Origin of the sequence: Microbacterium yannicii PS01 (assembly GCF_000304335.1) — a bacterium.
In the GTDB taxonomy this organism is placed as follows: domain Bacteria; phylum Actinomycetota; class Actinomycetes; order Actinomycetales; family Microbacteriaceae; genus Microbacterium; species Microbacterium yannicii_A.
Window position 1 is genome coordinate 1 of record NZ_CAJF01000033.1, and the last position, 19,210, is coordinate 19,210.

Genomic DNA, 19,210 nt, shown 5'->3' on the forward strand with positions numbered 1-19,210 from the left:
AGGGCGTGGGCGTCGACGCGGGGTCGGGCACGCCGATCGTGACGGGGGCGACGGTCTGCGCGAGGCCCGCCTCGGTGACCGACCGCACCAGCTGCGACATCCAATCCGTGCGGGTCTGCTCGACGTCCTCGCTCACGGGCGCCTGTTCCTGAGGTGTGAGCTCAGGCGGCAGGTCGTCGTCGACGAGGTAGACGACCTCACCCGGCTTGACGTAGTAGAGCCGCTCGCGCGCCTGGGTCGTGATGTACGCGGGATCGTTCCAGCGCTCCCGCTGCGACTCGAGCTCGGCGACCTCTTCGCGGCTCACCTGCACCGCGGCCTCGAGCGCCGCGATCTGCTGGCGCTGGTCGACATAGGTGCCGATGGTGGGCACCAGCACGAACGCGGCGAGCACGACGAGACCCATCATGATCACCATGAAGCCCGACAGTCGGATGCCGCCGAGCCACTCGCGCACGTCCATCGGGCGCCGCGGTGGGCGCTCGCGGCGGGGACGAGAAGAGGGAGCCGTCGTCTTCACCACGGCTCCCTCCTCTCGTTCTGCGTCACGATGTCAGCGCATCAGCCCTTGAATCGGGGGAAGGCCGCGCGGCCGATGAACGTCGCCGCGTCGCCCAGCTCCTCTTCGATGCGCAGAAGCTGATTGTATTTCGCGACGCGCTCGCTGCGAGCGGGCGCGCCGCTCTTGATCTGACCGGCGCCGGTGGCGACGGCGAGGTCGGCGATGGTGGTGTCCTCGGTCTCTCCCGAGCGGTGCGAGAGCATCGCGGTGTACCCGGCGCGGTGCGCCATGTCGACGGCGTCCAGCGTCTCGGACAGCGTGCCGATCTGGTTGACCTTGACCAGGAGCGAGTTCGCGACGCCGCGCGCGATTCCGTCGGCCAGACGCGTGGGGTTGGTGACGAACAGGTCGTCGCCGACGAGCTGCGTCTTCGAGCCGAGCGCGTCGGTGAGGGCCTTCCAGTTGTCCCAGTCGTCCTCGGCGAGCGCGTCCTCGATCGTGACGATCGGGTAGTCGTTGACCAGGCCGACGTAGTACTCGGTGAGCTCCGCCGCGGTCCAGTCCCTGTCATCGAGGCGGTACACGCCGTCGTTGAAGAACTCGGTCGCCGCGACGTCGAGGCCGAGCGCGATGTCGGCGCCGGGCGTGAAACCGGCCTTCTCGATCGCCGTGACGAGGAAGTCCAGGCCCTCGCGGTTGCTGGGAAGGTCGGGAGCGAAGCCGCCCTCGTCGCCGAGGCCGGTGGCGAAGCCCGCGGCCTTCAGCTCGCCCTTGAGCACGTGGTACACCTCGGTGCCCCACCGCAGCGACTCCGAGAAAGTCTCGGCGCCGATGGGCGCCAGGAAGAACTCCTGCATGTCGATGCCGTTGTCGGCGTGCGAGCCGCCGTTGATCACGTTGAACAGCGGGACGGGCAGGATGTGCGCGTTCGGTCCGCCGAGGTAGCGGAACAGCGGAAGGTCGGCCGAGTCCGCAGCGGCCTTGGCGACCGCGAGCGAGACGCCCAGGATGGCGTTCGCGCCGGTGCGGGACTTGTTCTCGGTGCCGTCGGTCTCGAGCAGGATCTCGTCGATGACGCGCTGCTCGCTCGCTTCGACGCCCTCGATCGCCGGGCCGAGCTCGTCGATGACGGCGGCGACGGCCTTGAGGACGCCCTTGCCGCCGTAGCGGCTCTTGTCGCCGTCGCGCAGCTCGTAGGCCTCGAAGGCGCCGGTGGACGCGCCCGAGGGGACGGCCGCGCGCTGGACGATCCCGTCGTCGAGCAGCACCTCCACCTCGACGGTCGGGTTTCCGCGCGAGTCGAGAATCTCGCGCGCGCCTACAGCCTCGATCTGTGCCACAGGGGAACTCCTTGTTTGGGGAAAGCGGGCCAGAGCCCGTTGGAACAGCGGAGCGTCGTCGGTCCGTCCCCGAGTCTAGTGACGCCGGATGCCTCGGCCACAGGCCTGCGACCGCGGGCGGCGTCAGACGACCAGGGCGAGCGCGATCCCGTCGTAGCCCTTCGCGTCGAGCGTCTGGATGGCGGTGGCGTCGAACCGCGGATCGCGGCCGAGCATCTCGAGGCCGCGCTGGACGCCGATGATCTGGGGATTCTCCGTCGCCGGGTTGGCCACCTCGCCGCCGCGGACGGTGTTGTCGACGACGACCACCGTTCCCGCGCGGCCGAGCCGGGCCGCCCAGTCGATGTAGATCGTGTTGGACTCCTTGTCTGCGTCGATGAAGACGAGGTCGAAGGGCTCCTGGTCCACCAGGGTCGGCAGCACGTCGGCTCCGCGCCCGAGCAGGATGTCCACCTTCTCGCCCACTCCCGCGCGATCGAGGTTGGCACGGGCGATGTCGGCGATGTGCGGCTCGGCCTCGATCGTCACCACCCGACCGTCGGCCGGGACCGCTCGCGCCAGCCAGATGGTGGAGTACGCGCCGAGCGTGCCGATCTCGAGCACCCGCCGGGCGCCCGACATCCGCGCGATGAGATGCAGCAGCTTGCCGTTGACCGGAGCGACCTCGATCGGGGGCAGCCCCGCCGCACTCTGGTCGGCGACGGCGTCGTCGAGCCCGGCCTCGTGACCGACCAGCGTCTCGGTGAGGTAGGCGTCGACCCGCCGCCACAGGTCGGGTGTCAGTCGGTCGTCGGAGGTCGTCTCGGGCATGGCCTCAGCCAATCGGGCGCAGACCGGCCCGTCAAGGTCGCGAGGAGGCGCTTCCCGCTGCACCGCGGTCGGCGAGCGCCGTGAGAAGCGCCGCGCCCGTCGACGCGTCGTCGACCGTCACGACGAACGGGCGCCCCCTGTGCCGGTCGACCTGTATGGCGTCGCCGGTGCGGAGCACGACCCCTGATCGGCCGTCGAGCCCGGTCCGGATGCCGAAGCCGCCGAACTGCGACATCGGCTGCACGTGCACCACATCGGCATCGGCGACGTTCTCGAGCGGGATGACGAAGGTCGGGATGCCGACGGCGGAGCGGACCCGCAGTCCGGCGTCGGTCACGCTGACCCGGAAGACGCACATCGAGGCCGCGAGAAGCGAGAACAGCACGGCGAGTCCCGCGAACAGCCACCACATCTCGCCGCCTGAGGCAGCGGTGACGACCGCGAGCGCCGCCTGCAGGACCGTCACGGCCACGATGGCGATCATGCCCGGGCGCGCCATCGTCGCAGTGCGCAGCCATGCGGCACGTTCTCCCGGCGCGAGCGCGACGGCGTCGGACGTCGGAGCCGCCACCGAATCGTGACGGCTGACCGAGACCGCGGGCTGAACGAACCACGCGATGACCCCCAGCGCGAGGCCGGCGGCAGCGCCGAGCCCGAGGGCCGGGAGGATCGAGGGAGCGTCTTCCGCCTGCTCGAGTCCCCGCTGCAGCCCGAAGGAGCCGGTGATCATCGTGATGAGCATCGTGGTGACGCCGCAGTTGAGAGCGGCGAGGAATCGCAGCGTGGGACCCCACTCACCCGCGCGGGCGGAGAAGAAGCCGATGGCAGAGAACAAGGCGGCGAGCCCGGTGCCGAGCACGACAGTCAGAACCGGCGTGGACCACGCCGGCCCGAATCCGTCCACTTCGCCGTTCGCGCTCCAGTGGATGGCGATCGTCGGCGGCACCTGCGGAAGCCAGAGGATCATGAGCATCACCCCGATAGCCGTCAGAGCCAGGGGCACGATCGCGCCGACGATCATGTGCGCGCGACGGGCGCGCCGAAGCTCGGGCGTGGATGTCGGATTGTTCATTCGTACTCCTTGATGAGTGAGGCCAGAGTCTCTCGAGAAAGTCCGAGCGCCTCCGCCCGAGAGGCGAGCGCGGCGATGTCCTCTCGCAGCTGCGTGAGGGGCACGACGGAGTCGGTGACCACCGCTCCGCGCCCGCGCCGCATGTCCACGAGCCCCTCGTCACGCAGGTCCTGGTACGCCCGAAGCACGGTGTGCAGATTGACTCCGAGCGCCTCGGCCACCTCCCGCGCCGCGGGAAGCCTGTCGCCCGCACTCAGACGTCCGGCCGCGGCATCCGCCCGGACGCTCGCCGCGATCTGCGCGAACAGCGGCGCCTCGCTCGATGGATCGATGCGCAGTAGCATGTCGCTATTCTATAACAAGTAGAACAGTTGTAGAGCCGCCACAGCCGACGTGCAGTCATCGCGGCCCGCGAGCACACTGACACGCATGCGTATCACTCCCCGGCGACTCGCCCTCGGAATGAGCCTGTGGGCGCCCAACCTCTTCAGCGGAATCCGGATCCGGCGCTTCGCCGAGGACTGGACAAGCGCGACCGTCGAGCTGCATGTGAATCTCATCACCCGCAACTATGTGAAGACGGCCTTCGGCGGATCGATGTCGGCGATGACCGATCCGTACTTCTTCATGCTCGTCATGCACCAGCTCGGACGCGATCACGTCGTGTGGGACACCCGCGGCGAGATCGAATTCGTCAAGCCCGGTCGCGGCGTGCTCACCGCGCACTTCGAGGTGCCGCGCGAGAAGGCGCAGGAGCTGCGCGAGCGCGCCCGCGGCGGCGCGAAGGTGCTGGAGTGGTTCGAGACCGAGATCACGGACGCCGCCGGCGACGTCGTCGCCCGCGTTCGGCGCGAGGTCTACGTGCGCGAGAAGAAGCGGGTCACGCAGTACGCCCGAGAATGAGGGTCTCGAGCCCCTGCCTCACAGCGCGGCGCGGTAGTCGGACGCGGTGAGTCCGAGCACGGTTCGGAAGTCGTGGGCGAGGTGCGCCTGGTCGGCATAGCCGAGCTCGGCGGCCACCGCGGCGAGCGCAAGCGCGGCGTCCTCTCGCACCCGCTGAGCCGCCTCCTGCAAGCGTCGGCGACGGATCATCGCGGCCGGCGAGATGCCCACCGTGCGATGCGCCAGGCGCTGCAGCGTCCGCACCGAGACCCGCAGCCTCGCCGCGGCGTCCTCGACGCGCAGTACCGCGGGATCCGACATCAGCAGGTCAGCCATCTCGTTGGCGAGCCGGGCCTCGGGAGTCGGATGTCCCACCCGTTCAGCCAGCCAGTCCGATGCCGCGCGGGCGGCCGCCTGCTCGTCGGGCATCGCCGCCGTCACCGCGTCGTACAGGGCCGCAGCCTCGAACGCGATGTGGCGGTCGACGAGGTCGCTCGGCGAGGAGGAGAGGCGCGACAGGGCCGCCGGACGCAGCAGCGCCCCCACCGCCCACCCGCTCCCCTGCAGCACGCGCTCACCCGCTCGGGTGGTCGCTCCCCACAGGGTCACGCCGTCGGGCTCGACGACGAGGTTGGCGGCGGGATAGCCGAGCACCGGCTGACGCGACAGGGCCCCGTCCGGAAGGTCCCATTCCGGGATCCAGAACCACGACACGAGAGCGGATGCCGCGGGCGTCGGAGGCACCCGGGTGAATCGCGGCAGGCGCTCGGGGTACAGCACGCCGCGTGCCGGGTCGATCTCGCCGGAACCATCCGTCACCCTGGCCACGCTAGCGACCGGCACGGACACCGCGGATCTGTCGCGAATCTCCAAGCCCAAGCATCCGTGTTCTCGAGAGGCTGTCGTCATGACAACCACGAACACCACCGGCGTGACCGGTGCTCACACCACCGACGGCCGTCCGCACTCGGCGACGGCGCTGACCCCGTTCCTCTCCATCCGCGGCGCCAAGAAGGCGCTGGACTTCTATCGCGACGTGTTCGGCGCCCGCGTGACCGACGTGACGGAGTTCGACGGCCTCGTCGTGCACGCGAGCCTCGACTTCGGGATGGGCTGGCTGCAGATCGGGGAGCCGAGCCCGGAGTACGGCACGATCCCTGCTCCGGAGGGCGACGAGGACTGCTACTCGATGGGCCTCTACGTCTCCGACTGCGACGCCGTCACTGCTCGCGCCGTCGCCGCAGGCGCGACCGTTCGCGAGGAGCCGTCGACCTTCGTTTCGGGTGATCGCTTCTCGAGCATCCGCGACCCCTTCGGCGTGCGCTGGTCGATCATGACCCGGGTAGAGGACCTGTCCGAAGCGGAGAGCGCGGCGCGGGTCGCCCAGTGGGCGGCGTCGGTCAGCGCGGGGTGAAAGGCGGCGGAAGCTCCTCGCGGGTGCGCAGTTCGGAAGGCAGAGCTTCGACCACAGCCGGCACGAGAGCCTCCGCCGTGCGGCGATAGCCGAGCGCGCTCGGGTGGAAGCGGTCCAAGCTGAACATTTCGTCGGGCTGCGTGACGAAGAACGGCCCGACCGTGCGGCGGAGCGACACCGCCCGGGCGCCGAGCCGCTCCGCGGCGCGGGCCTGCGCTTCGGCGAGCGCCTTCGACATCCGCGACCCCAGGGAACGCAGCGGCTGCGGCACCGGTCGCAGCGCCCCGAGGTCGGGACACGTGCCGACGACGACGCCCGCCCCGAGATCGTGCAGACGCTTGACGGCGTCCTCGAGGTGACCGATGGCGGTTTGGATCGGCACGCGGTGCGTGACGTCGTTGCCGCCGACGATCACCACGGCGACGTGGGGGAAGTAATCGTCGGGGAGCGTGTCGAGCTGCTCGGCGAGCCGCGAGGACTCCGATCCCACGATCGCACCCGTGCGGAGCCGGACGGGCCGATGTGTCGCACGCGCGACTCCCTTCGCGACTCGGGCACCCAGGGTGTCCTTGCGGCGTTCGGCGCCCAGGCCCGCCGCGATCGAGTCGCCCAGCACGACCAGGTCGATGGGGTCGCCGTCGTAACGCCGACGCCACACGCGGTCGGCGTCGAGGGCATCCTCGCCGAGCGGCTTGCCGATACGGCGGCGAGCCAGCGCCGCCTGCCGGCGGAGCACCGCCTGGGCCACCGCCAGCGCGATGCCGGCTCCGATGACCGTGCCGACCGCGCCGATCAGCATGCCGCGGGGAACCTCGTCGCGATCATGAGCCATGGGCTCATCTCACAACGGCGATGTGAACGGATGCCGTCACCCAGGTGACGTGCGGGCGCGCTATCGTTCGCGCGTGACCTCGCCTGCGCTTCACCGCCGACTCGGGCTCGGCGACGCCGTCTTCATCGGCCTCGGCTCGATGATCGGTGCCGGCGTGTTCGCCGTCTGGGCTCCGGCGGCGGACGCCGCGGGCACAGGCGTGCTCATCGGTCTCGCGATCGCCGCCGTCGTGGCCTTCGGCAACGCGACGTCGTCGGCGCAGCTCGCGGCTGCGCATCCGACCTCGGGAGGCACGTACGCCTACGGACGTGCGGAGCTGGGCCCGTGGTGGGGCTTCGTCGCCGGGTGGGGGTTCCTGATCGGGAAGACCGCGAGCTGCGCGGCCATGGCGCTCACCTTCGCCGCGTACGCCGCGCCGCCGGGCTGGGAACGTCCGATCGCCCTTCTCGCCGTCGCCGCGCTGACCCTCGCGAACTGGTTCGGCATCACCCGGACGGCCTTGCTCGCGCGGGTCATCGTGGTCGCCGTGCTGTTCGCGCTGGCCATCGCCGTCGCCGCGAGCGCATCGGCCGCGGATCCCTCGCGCCTGTTCGGCGACTCCCCCGGGGTCGGTGGGCCGTACGGCGTCCTGCAGTCCGCGGGACTGCTCTTCTTCGCATTCGCGGGCTACGCGCGCATCGCGACGATGGGCGAGGAGGTGCGCGATCCGCAACGGCTCATCCCCCGCGCGATCGTCACGGCATTCCTCATCGCCCTGGCCGTGTACGCGGTCGTCGGTACCTCGGTGCTGGGTGCGCTGGGCCCGGAAGCGACCGCCGCCTCCGCCGAGCCGGTCGCCGCCGCGGCCGCCGCCTCGGGATGGGCGTGGGCCGATCCCGTCGTCCGGGTGGGCGCCGCCGCCGCTTCGCTCGGAGCGCTGCTGGCCCTCATCGCCGGCGTGAGCCGGACGATGTTCGCGATGGCCCGGGAGAGCGACCTGCCGCGGGCGCTGGCGGCGGTTCACCCGCGATGGCACGTCCCGCACCGCGCGGAGCTCGTCGTCGCGGCGGCTGTGCTCCTCCTCGTCGCCTTCGTCGACCTCCGCGGCGCGGTCGGGTTCTCGTCGTTCGGCGTGCTGCTGTACTACCTGGTGGCCAACGTCGCCGCGCTGCGCCAGCATGGGCAGGCACGCCGCTACCCGCGGGCGCTCGCGGTCGTCGGAGCGATCGGGTGCGTCATGCTCGCGCTCACGCTGCCCTGGCAGGCCGTCGTGTCGGGCGCGCTCGTCATGGCCGCGGGCGTCGCCTACCGGGCGCTGCGCCTGCGCTTCAGGAGAGGGGCTTGACCTCGAGCGCGTCGGCCGTCGCGCCCGTGGCGACGGTCGCGAAGGCGGTGTAGCCGTCGGATGCCGCGCGCTCGAGCAGCGCCTTGAGGTTCTTGGTGCGCTGCTCCAGCCGCACCCGCGATCCTCGGGCGATCAGCGCGGCCTTGAGGGCGAGGAGCTCCCGCTCGGGCACGTCGCGGTCGTGCACCAGCACGACGGCGTCGGCAGCGGCATCCGCCCGCTCCTCGACGAGGTCGACGAGGCGTTCGAAGCCGATCGAGAAGCCGACCGCCGGAATGTCCTGCCCCAGGAAGCGGCCGATCATGCCGTCGTACCGGCCACCTCCGCCCAGGGAGTAGCCGACCGACGGGTGTGCGAGCTCGAAGATGGTGCCGGTGTAGTAGCCCATGCCGCGAACCAGGAACGGGTCGAAGGTGAGCGGGATGTCGCCCGAGACTGTTTCTCCGGCAGCCGAGCGGTCTTCTCCGCTCGCTGCGTCGCCCTCTCCGGTCGCTGAGCCTGTCGAAGCGCGCGCGGCGGCGACCGACTCGCCGATGCCCACGAGGTGCGCCACGATGTCATCGGGCGCGCCCTCGGGCAGGGCTTTGCGGATCTGGCGCTCGCCGTAGGGGTGGTACTCCAGCGTCTGCGGGCGGTTCAGGTACTTCTCGAACGCGTCGACGGCGGCCGTCGTCGCGTCGCGCTCACGCAGCTCGGCGACCACGCCGGACGGACCGATCTTGTCGAGCTTGTCGATCGTGATGAGCACGCCCGGCCGCTCGTCCGCGTCGAAGCCGAAACTGTCGAGCATCCAGTCCAGGGCGCGGCGATCGTTGATGCGCACGCTTCCGCCCTCGAGCGCCAGGGCATCGAGAGTGTCGAGAGTAGCGACGACCAGCTCCGCCTCGGCACGAGCGGAGGCGTCTCCGATGATGTCGATGTCGCACTGGACGAACTGGCGATAGCGGCCCTTCTGCGGGCGCTCCGCACGCCAGACCGGAGCGATCTGGATCGAGCGGAAGACACTGGGCAGCTGACCGCGGTTGGTCGCGTAGAACCGCGCGAGCGGAACCGTGAGGTCGTACCGCAGGCCCAGATCCGTGAGCGCCGACGCGTCGTCGGCGGCCGACCGGATCGCGTCCGCGTCGAGCCCGCGCTTGAGCACGTTGTACGCGAGCTTCTCGTTGTCCCCGCCGATGCCGGCGTGCAGGCGCGCGTGCTCCTCCATCACCGGCGTCTCGATCTCGTCGAACCCGTGGACGCGGTAGCGCTCGCGGATCACGGCGAGCACGCGCTCGCGACGGGCCTTCTCGGCGGGGAGGAAGTCGCGCATGCCGCGCGGCGGGTTCACGGATGCCACGCCAGTATTCTTCCAGGTCGGCTCCGGTCGCCTGTCACGGGTCAGTCCTGCACGGGAGCCGACTCCGCCTGGCGAACCTCGGCGGTCAGGCGACGCAGGCGCTCGCGCAGCGCGCGCTCGGCGTCCCAACCGCGGGCCCGCGCGCCCGCCACGAGGGCGAGAAGGGCGTCGCCGAGCTCGTCCTCGGTCTGCACTTCGCCGGAGTCGGCGACCGGGAGCGCCACCGCCGCCTGGGCGGCCCTGCCCACGAGCTTCTGGGCGAGCGCGAGCGACGGCATCCGCTCGCTCACGCCGTCGAGCACGCTCGTGCGCTCGCTCTTCTCCGCGGCCTTCGCGGCGTTCCAGTGGATCAGGACCTCTTCGGGTGTCGTGGCGACGGCGTCGCCGAAGACGTGCGGATGCCGCCTCACCATCTTGTCGGTGAGTCCCCGTGCGACGTCGTCGATGTCGAAGGGGTCCTCGAGATCGCGGGAGGCGATCTCGGCGTGGAACAGCACCTGCCACAGCAGATCGCCGAGCTCTTCGCGCAGTTCGGCGCGCGAGCCCTCCTCGACCGCATCGATCAGTTCGGCGCTCTCTTCGACGAGGTACGGCACCAGCGCGCGGTGGTCGATCTGCTGCGTCCACACGCAGCGATCCCGCACCGCCCTCATCGTGTCGGCCGCTTCGCGCAGCGCATCCGACGCCCCCGCGGTCTCGGTCATGCGATCTGGCCCTTCTGCTCGTCCATGCGCGGCAGCTCATCGTCGCGCGACGAGGGATCGATTCGCCGGTAGTGACGCGCGCGGAGCGCGACCAGGATCGCCGCCAGGACGATGGAGATCATCGAGCCGCCGAGCACGCCGAGCGTCGCCTCGTCGCGGATCAGGGGGTCGCCGGCGAACGCCAGTTCGGAGAGCAGGAGCGAAACCGTGAAGCCGATGCCCCCGAGAGCCCCGGCGGCGACGAGGTCGGCGAACGACAGATGCGGGGCCGCACCACGATTTCCGATGCGCAGCGAGATCCAGCCGGCGACCGAGATGCCGATGATCTTGCCGACCGGCAGCGCCACGAGGATGCCCCAGAACGCCGGCGAGAGCTCAGACGGCGAGACAGCGGGAATCACGACGAGCGCGGCCGAGAACGCGAACAGCGGCAGCACGATCCCGTTCACCCAGGGCTCCAGCTCATGACGGGCGCGCAGGGCGGGCTGCTGCGCCATCGCCAGTCCCAGAGCCACGCCTGCGATGGTCGCATGCACTCCCGAGAGGTACACGAGGACCCACGTGGCGACCGCGAGCAGGACGAGCACGATCGCGATCGGGATGCGGCCGCGCGTGTCGAGCTGACGGCTCAGGATGCCGAAGACGATCACCGCCACTCCGGCCAGCGCGAGGAGGCCGATGTTGACGTCGTCGGTGAAGAGCACGGCGATGAACACGATCCCGACGATGTCGTCGAGGATCGCCAGTGCCAGCAGGAAGATGCGGATGCCCGAAGGAAGGCCCTTGCCGAACACGGCGAGCACACCCAGCGCGAAAGCGATGTCGGTCGCTGTAGGGATCGGCCACCCGTCGCCGGCGTCGGACCCCGCAGCGAAGAGAAGGAACACGGCGATCGGGACGAGCACGCCGCCCGCCGCCGCGATCGCGGGTTGCAGCGCCTTGCGCGCCGAGTTCAGCTCGCCGTTGGTGAGTTCGAACTGCAGCTCGACCGCCACGATGAAGAAGAAGACGGCGAGAAGACCGTCCTGCACCCAGTGCCCGACCGACATCTCGAACACGCCGGGGATGCCCAGGTAGGTGTCCTTCACCTCCGCGATCGCGGGCCCCACGGGTGAGTTGGCGAGCACCAGGGCGAGAACCGCGGAGATCAGGAGGACGATCGCCGGGAAACGGGCAGAGCGGAGCAGGGACACGCGGGTCCTTTCGTCGGGGTCGGCAGGTCGCGCCACAGCGCATCGCCGACCAGACTTCCCGGCACACCAGTCCGCCGAGTCTACCGAGGTCCGCTCCGATCCCGCCGTCCGGGGAGCCACGTCGTCATACAGCGACCGTCGGCACATCGGCGCTGTGGCTCGCCGTTAGCCTGGAGGAATGCGCGAACTCACCCGGACCGAAGCGATCGACCTCGTGGGGCGATTCGAGGCCGAGCAGGAGATTCCGGAGCGCATGCGGGCCGATGTGCGCATGCTGGGCACGCTGCTCGGGCGCGTGCTGCGCGAGAGCGGCTCCCCGGGGCTCTACGAGGACGTCGAACGGCTCCGCATCGCGACGATCCAGGCCTATACCGACGAGACTCCCGAGGCGTTCGCCCGGGCGGCGGCCATCGCCGATTCCTTCACCGTCGAGCGCGCCGACGAGGTCGCCCGCGCGTTCACCGCCTACTTCCATCTCGTGAACCTCGCCGAGGAGCACCAGCGCGTCCGCATCCTGCGCGAGCGCGACGGGCGCCCCGACCGCGAGCGCGCCACCGACTCGGTCGCCGCGGCGTTCGTTCGGCTCGCCGCCGAGGTCGGCGACGACACGGCTCTCCGACACCTGCAGAACATGCGCTTCCACCCGGTGTTCACCGCTCATCCCACCGAGGCGCGCCGCCGTGCGGTCTCGTCGAGCATCCGCCGCCTGGCCGCCCTCCTCGAAGAGCACGAGGCATCTCAGCGCAACGGCGCGGACGAGCGCCGCGCCGAGCGGCGCATGCTCGAGGAGGTCGACACGCTCTGGCGCACCGCGCCGCTGCGCGCCGAGAAGCCGTCACCCGTCGACGAGGTCCGCGCCGTGATGGCCGTCTTCGACGAGACGCTGTACACCGCCGTCCCTCACGTCTACCGGCGCGTCGACGACGCGCTGCAGGGCCCCGGGGCCGGCGGACGCGCCCCCGTCGTGCGGCCGTTCGTCCGCGTCGGCTCGTGGGTCGGCGGCGATCGCGACGGCAATCCGTTCGTCACGGCGTCCGTCACGCGCAAGGCCGCGAAGATCGCCAGCGAGCACGTCCTATTGGGACTCGAGCGCACCACCAGCCGCATCGGCCGCACGCTCACGCTCGACGCGACGACCACGCCGCCGAGCACCGCGCTGCTGACACTGTGGCAGCGCCTGAGGGCCGCCGACGAGGACGCGGCGAAGGAGATCGCCAAGCGCTCCCCCGACGAGCCGCACCGCCGAATCCTGCTGATGATCGCGCGGCGGATCGACGCGACGCGGGAGCGGAACGCCGACCTCGCCTATCGCGACCCGGAGCACCTACTGGCGGATCTGCGCGTCGTGCAGGACTCGCTCGTCCAGGCCGGCGCCCCCCGGCACGCCTACGGGCACCTGCAGCAGCTGCTATGGCAGGTCGAGACGTACGGCTTCCACCTCACCGAGCTCGAGGTCCGCCAGCACTCCGCCGTGCACGCGAAGGTCCTCGCCGAGCTGGACGCCGCGGCCGAGGCGGTCGCCGGCGGCTCCGTGCCCGCCTCGCGCAGCGAGCTCGCGGAAGAGGTGCTCGACGTCATCCGCACCATCGCCTTCCTTCAGGAGCGCTACGGACCCCGTGCCGCCGGCCGCTACGTCGTGTCGTTCACGCAATCCGCCGATGACCTCGCCGCCGTCCATCGTCTGGCGCGCTACGCCGTCGGCCCTGACGGCACTCCCCCGGTGCTGGATGTGGTGCCGCTGTTCGAGACGTTCGCCGACCTGCAGGCCGCCCCCCGCATCCTCGCCGAGATTGCGCTGCACCCCGAGTTCGCCGCACGCCTGGAGGCGACCGGGCGCCGGCTGGAGGTCATGCTCGGCTACTCCGATTCGTCGAAGGACGTCGGACCGGTCGCCGCGAACCTGGCCCTCTACGAGGCACAGGCGGCCATCTCGGGCTGGGCCCGCGACAACCGCATCGAGCTCACCCTCTTCCACGGCCGCGGAGGAGCGCTCGGCCGCGGCGGCGGACCGGCGAACTCCGCCATCCTCGCGCAGCCGCCGCACTCCGTCGACGGACGGTTCAAGCTCACCGAGCAGGGCGAGGTGATCTTCGCCCGCTACGGCGATCCTGCGATCGCGATGCGTCACATCGACCAGGTCGCGGCGGCGATCCTGCTCGCGTCGGCCCCATCGAACGAGGAGCGCAACCGCGCGGCCGCCGAGCGGTACGCCCACGTCGCGGCCACGATGGACGCGGCGTCCCGCGAGCGCTTCTTCTCGCTCGTGAAGGCTCCGGGCTTCGCGCCGTGGTTCGCACGCGTGACGCCGATGGAAGAGATCGGGCTGCTCGCCCTCGGCTCGCGGCCCGCGCGACGCGGCCTGTCGGTCGAATCGCTCGAAGACCTCCGCGCCATCCCGTGGGTGTTCGCGTGGACCCAGGCCCGCATCAACCTGGCCGGATGGTTCGGCCTCGGCACCGCCCTCGAGGCGGTCGGCGACGAGGCCCTGCTGCAGCGGGGCTACGAGGAGTGGCCGCTCTTGCGCACACTCGTCGACAACGTCGCCATGAGCCTGGCGAAGGCCGACGACCGCATCGCACGCCACTACCTCGAACTGGGCGACCGCGACGATCTCGCCGCCCTCGTCCGCGACGAGATGGCACTCACCCGCTCGTGGGTGATCCGCGTCACCGGCGGCACCGAGCTGCTGGGCAACAAGCCGGTGCTCCAGCGTGCGGTCAAGATGCGCAGCCCCTATGTCGACGCCCTCTCGCTGCTGCAGCTGCGGGCGCTCCGGGCGCTGCGCGACACGCCCGAGGGCGCGCCGCTCGACCCCGAGCAGCAGCGCCTGCTGCTGCTGTCCGTCTCGGGCGTGGCCGCGGGACTCCAGAACACGGGCTGATCCCGCGCTCGTCCGGAACCCGCGCCCCAAGGGAACACCGGCGACACGCGCGTCGCTGCGGCGACGGCCGTGCCGCGGGGTTACCGTGGCGTCATGGCACGGATCGTCGTAGCCGAGATATGTCCCGGGTGCTCGTCGCTCGATGTGCGGGCGACGGAGCCCCGGTGGTTCCGCGTCGAGTTCGACCGACGAGGCGACCTCGACGACGGCTGGGTGGAGCACCTCGAGTTCGAGTGCCGCGACTGCCGGCTCGTGTGGGACTGATCGGCTGAGATTCCGGATGCCGCGCGCAACGGCATCCGAGTTCCGGCGTGCCTATCCGTCCAGGCGCCGGTCGTCGGCATGACGGGCGAGGCTGCGGCCGTACCGCTCGGTGAGCTGCACCATCAGGTCGGGCGTCTCGCGATCGAGGCCGAACACGTACCCCGGGAAGTCGAGCTCGCGCTGCGCGGCCCAGATCTCGTCGTGATCGTCCGGGGAGAGGATCTGGAGCGGCTCGCCCACCGCGATCCAGCCGATCGGGACCGTCGTCTCCGGCGGGAGCGTGGTGCGCAGGTGGACGACGGCGTTGATGCGCACCTCGCTGCGCCGCCCGATGCGGGCGCCGTTGAACACCCGCGTGCCCGTCGCGAGGAACACTTCGTCCTCGATGACGGCACCAGAGACGCTCGCCATGGGTCCCACGAGCACGTGGTCGCCGATGTGCACCGCGTTGGTCGACGTCGCGCGCACCAGGGCGTTCTCCATGACGATCGAGTTCGCGCCCAGTGTGACCGGGCCGCCCTCCGCGGTGATGACGGCGCCGTGCAGGATCTGGCAGTCCGGCCCGATCTGGACGTCGCCGCTGATGACCGCGGTCGCCGCGATGACCGCGTCGGGATGGATCCGGGGCTGTGCCCCGAGGTGCTCGAATTGCATGAGGCCTCCTCGCTCGATGTCAGCGTAGCGGTGGGCTTCGTCACACCGCCGAGACCGTGCGATGCCGAGATTAGGGTGGAAAGGCGGCTGAACATCCCGTCGGCCCGCTCCGCCCATCCGGAAAGCTCCACGATGTCCGCATCCTTCTCCACCACCCTTCCCGTCGCCCCCGAGGCGACGCGCGAGCCGATCCAGGCCGTTCTCGACACGGTGCACGCACGCAACCCGCACGAGCCCGAGTTCCTTCAGGCGGTGCACGAAGTCCTCGAGTCGATCGCGCCGGTGCTGGAGCAGCACCCGCAGTTCGTCGAAGGCGGCATCCTCGAGCGGCTCGTCGAGCCGGAGCGGCAGATCCTCTTCCGGGTGCCGTGGGTCGACGATGAGGGCCGGCTCCGGGTGAACCGCGGATTCCGCGTGCAGTTCTCCTCGGTGCTCGGCCCGTACAAGGGAGGCCTGCGCTTCCACCCGAGCGTCAACCTCTCGATCATCAAGTTCCTCGGCTTCGAGCAGATCTTCAAGAACGCGCTCACCGGCCAGGGCATCGGCGGCGCGAAGGGCGGGAGCGACTTCGATCCGCACGGGCGATCCGATGCGGAGGTCATGCGGTTCTGCCAGTCGTTCATGAACGAGCTGTACCGGCATCTCGGCGAGCACACCGACGTGCCGGCGGGTGACATCGGCGTGGGCGCACGTGAGATCGGCTACCTCTTCGGGCAGTACCGCAAGGTCACGAACCGGCACGAGTCGGGCATGTTCACGGGCAAGGGCGTCCAGTGGGGTGGCGCCGAGGTGCGCACCGAGGCGACCGGATACGGAGCGGTGTTCTTCGTCGAGGAGATGCTCGGACGGCACGGCGACAGCCTCGCCGGGAAGCGCGTCGGTGTCTCGGGCTCGGGCAATGTCGCGATCTACGCCATCGCGAAGGCGCATCAGCTGGGCGCGACGCCGGTGACCGCCTCCGACTCCTCGGGGTACATCGTGGACGACGCCGGCATCGACGTCGGGCTGCTCCGGCAGGTCAAGGAGGTCGAGCGCGGGCGGATCTCGGAGTACGCGGTCCGCCGGTCGGGAGCGCGCTTCGTCGAGGCGGCGCGCCCGTGGGAGGTGCCGGTCGACGTCGCCGTCCCCTCCGCGACGCAGAACGAGCTCGACGAGGCCGACGCGGACGCGCTCATCGGAAACGGCGTGCGGGCCGTCGCCGAAGGCGCCAACATGCCCTCGACGCCCGAGGCGATCGAGGCGTTCCGGCGAGCGGGCGTGCTCTTCGGCCCGGGCAAAGCCGCCAACGCCGGAGGCGTGGCCACGTCGGCGCTCGAGATGAGTCAGAATGCCGCCCGTCAGCGCTGGAGCTTCGACGACAGCGAGGCGAAGCTTCGGTCGATCATGAAGGACGTGCACGACGCGGCGTTCGACGCCGCCGAGCGGTACGGGCATCCGGGCGACTACGTGGTGGGGGCGAACTCCGCCGGGTTCGAACGCGTCGCGCATGCGATGCTCGCTCAGGGCGTGATCTGAACCCGTCGATCCGTCCGCCCGTGCGCGGGGTCAGACGCTCTCGGCCACGCTCCGGACCTGCTTCCGCCCCAGCATGAGGGGGAGCCCGCGGCCGACGATCGCGAAGGTGTTCCCCAGCCGCTGGTACCAGGCCGGCGAGCGCAGCGGTGGGAGCGGGTCGTCGATGTCGGCCACGTCGACGAAGTAGGCGCGGACGCTGCCGATCCCCTCGAGGTCGGGCGTGATCTCTTCCACGCGCTCGGGCAGCACGGCCTGCCCGGAGGCGAAGAGCTCTTCGCTGAGCAGCACGTACTCCGGGATGGCCACCGGATTCTTCAGGAGGCGGTGCACGAGGATCACGTCGATGCCGACGAGCTTCCGGCGTCCGCGAATGCTCTGGACCGCGACATCACCCACGTGCGCCACGAATTTCAGCTTCAGGTTGCCGATCTCTCGGCATCCGCCGCAGGGGCACAGGTTGGTCGCGACGTCTTCGCGCTCGCGATGGAACGCCCGGTGCATGGCGACGACGACACGGAGGAGCTCCGCCACAGCAGCGTTCGGGTCGCCCCCGCCGTCGCGACGCGACAGGAACGCGGCGTCGCCCTCGATCTCGATGAGGTCGAACCCACGGGCAGCGTCGACGATGCTCTCGAGCATGCGGGCCGTGCCGACCTCGGCGTGGGCGAGATTCATCCGGTGCGTGCGCATGTACTCCGTGTAGCCGCCGATGTCGGCGATCAGCAGGACCGCGCGCTCGGATGTCATGCCTCACCGTCCCATCGATCGGCGCGGAGTACAACCACGATCCGGCGTCTCACGGCGCGGTCGGCTCGCCGAACGGCTCGCGCGGCGAATAGCGGCCGAGCTGATCGTCGACCGCGTCCGTCGCGGCCTTCGCGCTCGGCGTGAACCCGAGGACGACCGAGAGGAAGCGCTCCGACGGAAGGGCACGCAGCGTCAGCGGCGTGCGGGCGATGACGCTCGCCGTCCGTGGCGTGCGACGCAGCAGCGCGATCTCGCCGAACCCCTCCCCCGTCCGAGCACGGTCACCACGCTTCCGTCGCCGACGACGTCGGCCTCTCCGGATTCGATCACGAAGTAGCGGTCGCCGACCTCGCCCTGGCGGAAGACCGTCCCGCCCGCCGGAACGGACACGCTCTCGAGGCCCCGGGCCAGCTGCTCGATCGCGGGCAGCGGCAGGGGCTGGAACATCGGCACCTCCTGCAGCAGATCGACCTCTTCGTCGAGCGCACCCACCGACTGGTCGAGCCGCCGGAGCCGTCGCCAGGCGGCGAGCGCCGCGAGGGGGCAGACCGCACCGATGGCGATCAGCGCGCCCTGGATTCCGAACAGCGCGATCGCGGCCGAGGCGAGGATCGCCCCGAGACCGATCGAGACGGCGACGAGACTCTCCAGCACGCCGAACACGCGCGCGAGGACGTCATCCGGGGCGAGCCGCGCAATGAGTGTGAAGCCGGCGACATCGATGAGCGCGTTGCCGACGCCGACGAAGGCCAGCAGGACCAGGGCGGCCGCATGCTGCGGGAAAACGCCGATGAGCGCGATGGGCAGCCCCCACAGCGCGACGCCGAGCGCGAACCAGGCACCCAGGCGCGACGTCCCGACCAGCAGCGACGCCGCGAGCGAGCCGCCGACGGCGCCGACCCCGACGGCGGCCATGAGTGCGCCGACGCCCGGGTCTCCGATGCCGAGAAGCTCGATGGCGACGACCACCGAGAACACCGTCAGCGCTCCGCGGGTCAGCGACTGCGCGGCGGCCAGCACGAGGATCAGCATCAGGTCCGGGCGATGTGCGACCGCGCGCAGCCCTTCGACGGCCTCCCGGACGAGATTCGGCCGCGGCGCTGCCGATACCCGCGGCGGGGCGTCGTAGCGCACGCGCACGAGGAGCAGTGCGGCCCAGAACGAGGCACCGGCGGCGACGGCGAAGACGACGGCGACGTCGGTGAAGGCCAGCAGCGCGGCGGCCACGAGCGGACCCACGAGCGTCGCGACCGAGTCCAGCAGCCCGCGCACGACATTGGCGCTCGCCAGCTCGTGACCGGTGCGGCACAGCGTCGGCAGGAGCGCGGAATGCGCAGGACGGAAGAGGGTCGCGGCGATCGTCGAGAGCACCGCCAGCGCGTAGACGACGAAGATGGGACCCGAGAGGGCCACCATGAGTGCGGCGACCGCGGTCGCGAGGCCGCGCAGGGTCGACACCACCACGAGGACCCGCTCACGGCGACCACGGTCGGCGAAGGGCGAGAGCAGCGGGGCCAGCAGCGCCGAGGGCACCATGCGCAGCAGACCGACCAGACCGAGCGCCAGCGCGCCGCCGTGATCGTAGGCGACGACGCCGAGCCCTACGGTGAACGCCCACTCGGCGGTCCACGCCCCGAGGAAGCTCAGCTGCGCACGACGAAGATTCGGATTGCGCCAGTTGCTCGTGAAGGCCGCACCGGCGTCGGCGATCCTGCTCCGGCGCGCGCGAGGGACCAT

Annotated in this window: 20 protein-coding genes; 6 read left to right on the forward strand and 14 right to left on the reverse strand. The window is 70.9% G+C overall.

Annotation, left to right across the window (positions count from 1 at the left end; all coding sequences use genetic code 11):
- The 5 genes from WYM_RS15870 to WYM_RS15890 all read right to left on the reverse strand — a co-directional run.
- Positions 1-523 (reverse strand): FtsB family cell division protein (locus tag WYM_RS15870; RefSeq protein ID WP_237739442.1); only part of this gene is annotated, 523 nt, incomplete at its 3' end.
- A 38-nt stretch (positions 524-561) separates the two neighbouring features.
- Entirely contained in the window at positions 562-1,842 is a 1,281-nt protein-coding gene (eno, locus tag WYM_RS15875; protein ID WP_019181829.1) for a phosphopyruvate hydratase, read from the reverse strand.
- Between the two features lie 123 nt (positions 1,843-1,965).
- The gene (locus WYM_RS15880; protein ID WP_019181830.1) at positions 1,966-2,652 is read right to left on the reverse strand and encodes an O-methyltransferase; all 687 of its coding nucleotides are present in this window, start codon (positions 2,650-2,652) and stop codon (positions 1,966-1,968) included.
- A 31-nt stretch (positions 2,653-2,683) separates the two neighbouring features.
- Positions 2,684-3,724: a DUF1648 domain-containing protein gene (locus WYM_RS15885; protein WP_019181831.1), complete on the reverse strand. Its 1,041-nt coding sequence runs from the start codon at positions 3,722-3,724 to the stop codon at positions 2,684-2,686.
- A complete protein-coding gene (locus tag WYM_RS15890) occupies positions 3,721-4,068 on the reverse strand; it encodes a GntR family transcriptional regulator (RefSeq protein ID WP_019181832.1) in 348 nt (115 codons plus the stop codon). Before WYM_RS15890 ends, WYM_RS15885 begins: the two co-directional genes overlap by 4 nt.
- Before the next feature lie 85 nt (positions 4,069-4,153).
- Here WYM_RS15890 and WYM_RS15895 point away from each other — a divergent pair, with 85 nt between their 5' ends.
- Entirely contained in the window at positions 4,154-4,627 is a 474-nt protein-coding gene (locus tag WYM_RS15895; RefSeq protein ID WP_026059864.1) for a DUF4442 domain-containing protein, read from the forward strand.
- Between the two features lie 18 nt (positions 4,628-4,645).
- On the opposite strand, the gene WYM_RS15900 is transcribed toward WYM_RS15895, so the two are convergent.
- Positions 4,646-5,425 carry a helix-turn-helix domain-containing protein gene (locus tag WYM_RS15900; RefSeq protein ID WP_019181834.1) on the reverse strand — a complete coding sequence of 260 codons (780 nt, stop codon included), beginning with the start codon at positions 5,423-5,425 and terminating at the stop codon, positions 4,646-4,648.
- Positions 5,426-5,513: 88 nt separating this feature from the next.
- On the opposite strand from WYM_RS15900, the gene WYM_RS15905 reads away from it, so the two are divergent.
- Complete coding sequence (locus WYM_RS15905; protein ID WP_019181835.1) at positions 5,514-6,020, forward strand: VOC family protein; 507 nt, start codon at positions 5,514-5,516, stop codon at positions 6,018-6,020.
- On the opposite strand, the gene WYM_RS15910 is transcribed toward WYM_RS15905, so the two are convergent.
- A complete protein-coding gene (locus WYM_RS15910) occupies positions 6,007-6,852 on the reverse strand; it encodes an SGNH/GDSL hydrolase family protein (RefSeq protein ID WP_019181836.1) in 846 nt (281 codons plus the stop codon). The two genes, WYM_RS15905 and WYM_RS15910, sit on opposite strands and share 14 nt — an antisense overlap.
- A 73-nt stretch (positions 6,853-6,925) precedes the next feature.
- Here WYM_RS15910 and WYM_RS15915 point away from each other — a divergent pair, with 73 nt between their 5' ends.
- Complete coding sequence (locus WYM_RS15915) at positions 6,926-8,176, forward strand: APC family permease (RefSeq protein ID WP_026059866.1); 1,251 nt, start codon at positions 6,926-6,928, stop codon at positions 8,174-8,176.
- On the opposite strand, the gene WYM_RS15920 is transcribed toward WYM_RS15915, so the two are convergent.
- From WYM_RS15920 to WYM_RS15930, 3 genes are all read right to left on the reverse strand, one after another.
- On the reverse strand, positions 8,160-9,488 hold the full coding sequence (locus WYM_RS15920) for a histidine--tRNA ligase (protein ID WP_026059867.1): 1,329 nt from the start codon (positions 9,486-9,488) through the stop codon (positions 8,160-8,162). The two genes, WYM_RS15915 and WYM_RS15920, sit on opposite strands and share 17 nt — an antisense overlap.
- Before the next feature lie 68 nt (positions 9,489-9,556).
- Entirely contained in the window at positions 9,557-10,219 is a 663-nt protein-coding gene (locus WYM_RS15925; protein ID WP_019181839.1) for a MazG family protein, read from the reverse strand.
- Positions 10,216-11,412: a Na+/H+ antiporter NhaA gene (locus tag WYM_RS15930; protein WP_019181840.1), complete on the reverse strand. Its 1,197-nt coding sequence runs from the start codon at positions 11,410-11,412 to the stop codon at positions 10,216-10,218. The genes WYM_RS15925 and WYM_RS15930 overlap by 4 nt, the downstream gene beginning before the upstream one ends.
- Positions 11,413-11,590: 178 nt before the next feature.
- Here WYM_RS15930 and WYM_RS15935 point away from each other — a divergent pair, with 178 nt between their 5' ends.
- Both WYM_RS15935 and WYM_RS21835 read left to right on the forward strand, forming a co-directional pair.
- Positions 11,591-14,293: a phosphoenolpyruvate carboxylase gene (locus WYM_RS15935; RefSeq protein ID WP_019181841.1), complete on the forward strand. Its 2,703-nt coding sequence runs from the start codon at positions 11,591-11,593 to the stop codon at positions 14,291-14,293.
- Positions 14,294-14,386: 93 nt separating this feature from the next.
- Positions 14,387-14,557 carry a hypothetical protein gene (locus WYM_RS21835; RefSeq protein ID WP_157525266.1) on the forward strand — a complete coding sequence of 57 codons (171 nt, stop codon included), beginning with the start codon at positions 14,387-14,389 and terminating at the stop codon, positions 14,555-14,557.
- 51 nt (positions 14,558-14,608) lie between these two features.
- Here the strand turns inward: WYM_RS21835 and WYM_RS15945 are convergent, their stop codons facing one another.
- Positions 14,609-15,211, reverse strand: a complete 603-nt coding sequence (locus WYM_RS15945) for a gamma carbonic anhydrase family protein (protein ID WP_019181843.1) — start codon at positions 15,209-15,211, stop codon at positions 14,609-14,611.
- Between the two features lie 132 nt (positions 15,212-15,343).
- On the opposite strand from WYM_RS15945, the gene gdhA reads away from it, so the two are divergent.
- On the forward strand, positions 15,344-16,726 hold the full coding sequence (gene gdhA, locus WYM_RS15950; RefSeq protein WP_019181844.1) for an NADP-specific glutamate dehydrogenase: 1,383 nt from the start codon (positions 15,344-15,346) through the stop codon (positions 16,724-16,726).
- 30 nt (positions 16,727-16,756) lie between these two features.
- On the opposite strand, the gene WYM_RS15955 is transcribed toward gdhA, so the two are convergent.
- From WYM_RS15955 to WYM_RS15965, 3 genes are read right to left on the reverse strand one after another with little or no spacing between them, the layout of a single operon-like run.
- Positions 16,757-17,473, reverse strand: a complete 717-nt coding sequence (locus WYM_RS15955) for a DUF2652 domain-containing protein (protein WP_019181845.1) — start codon at positions 17,471-17,473, stop codon at positions 16,757-16,759.
- A 49-nt stretch (positions 17,474-17,522) separates the two neighbouring features.
- The gene (locus tag WYM_RS22555) at positions 17,523-17,723 is read right to left on the reverse strand and encodes a hypothetical protein (RefSeq protein ID WP_423793921.1); all 201 of its coding nucleotides are present in this window, start codon (positions 17,721-17,723) and stop codon (positions 17,523-17,525) included.
- Positions 17,666-19,210, reverse strand: a complete 1,545-nt coding sequence (locus tag WYM_RS15965; RefSeq protein WP_019181847.1) for an MFS transporter — start codon at positions 19,208-19,210, stop codon at positions 17,666-17,668. Before WYM_RS15965 ends, WYM_RS22555 begins: the two co-directional genes overlap by 58 nt.

Bases quoted from the DNA above. Each gene is read 5' to 3' on its own strand.
- WYM_RS15880 (WP_019181830.1), bottom strand. From the start codon at position 2,652: ATGCCCGAGACGACCTCCGACGACCGACTGACACCCGACCTGTGGCGG.
- WYM_RS15885 (WP_019181831.1), bottom strand. From the start codon at position 3,724: ATGAACAATCCGACATCCACGCCCGAGCTTCGGCGCGCCCGTCGCGCG.
- WYM_RS15890 (WP_019181832.1), bottom strand. From the start codon at position 4,068: ATGCTACTGCGCATCGATCCATCGAGCGAGGCGCCGCTGTTCGCGCAG.
- WYM_RS15895 (WP_026059864.1), top strand. From the start codon at position 4,154: ATGCGTATCACTCCCCGGCGACTCGCCCTCGGAATGAGCCTGTGGGCG.
- WYM_RS15905 (WP_019181835.1), top strand. From the start codon at position 5,514: ATGACAACCACGAACACCACCGGCGTGACCGGTGCTCACACCACCGAC.
- WYM_RS15910 (WP_019181836.1), bottom strand. From the start codon at position 6,852: ATGGCTCATGATCGCGACGAGGTTCCCCGCGGCATGCTGATCGGCGCG.
- WYM_RS15920 (WP_026059867.1), bottom strand. From the start codon at position 9,488: ATGCGCGACTTCCTCCCCGCCGAGAAGGCCCGTCGCGAGCGCGTGCTC.
- WYM_RS15925 (WP_019181839.1), bottom strand. From the start codon at position 10,219: ATGACCGAGACCGCGGGGGCGTCGGATGCGCTGCGCGAAGCGGCCGAC.
- WYM_RS15935 (WP_019181841.1), top strand. From the start codon at position 11,591: ATGCGCGAACTCACCCGGACCGAAGCGATCGACCTCGTGGGGCGATTC.
- WYM_RS21835 (WP_157525266.1), top strand. From the start codon at position 14,387: ATGGCACGGATCGTCGTAGCCGAGATATGTCCCGGGTGCTCGTCGCTC.
- WYM_RS15945 (WP_019181843.1), bottom strand. From the start codon at position 15,211: ATGCAATTCGAGCACCTCGGGGCACAGCCCCGGATCCATCCCGACGCG.
- gdhA (WP_019181844.1), top strand. From the start codon at position 15,344: ATGTCCGCATCCTTCTCCACCACCCTTCCCGTCGCCCCCGAGGCGACG.
- WYM_RS15955 (WP_019181845.1), bottom strand. From the start codon at position 17,473: ATGACATCCGAGCGCGCGGTCCTGCTGATCGCCGACATCGGCGGCTAC.
- WYM_RS15965 (WP_019181847.1), bottom strand. From the start codon at position 19,210: ATGGTCCCTCGCGCGCGCCGGAGCAGGATCGCCGACGCCGGTGCGGCC.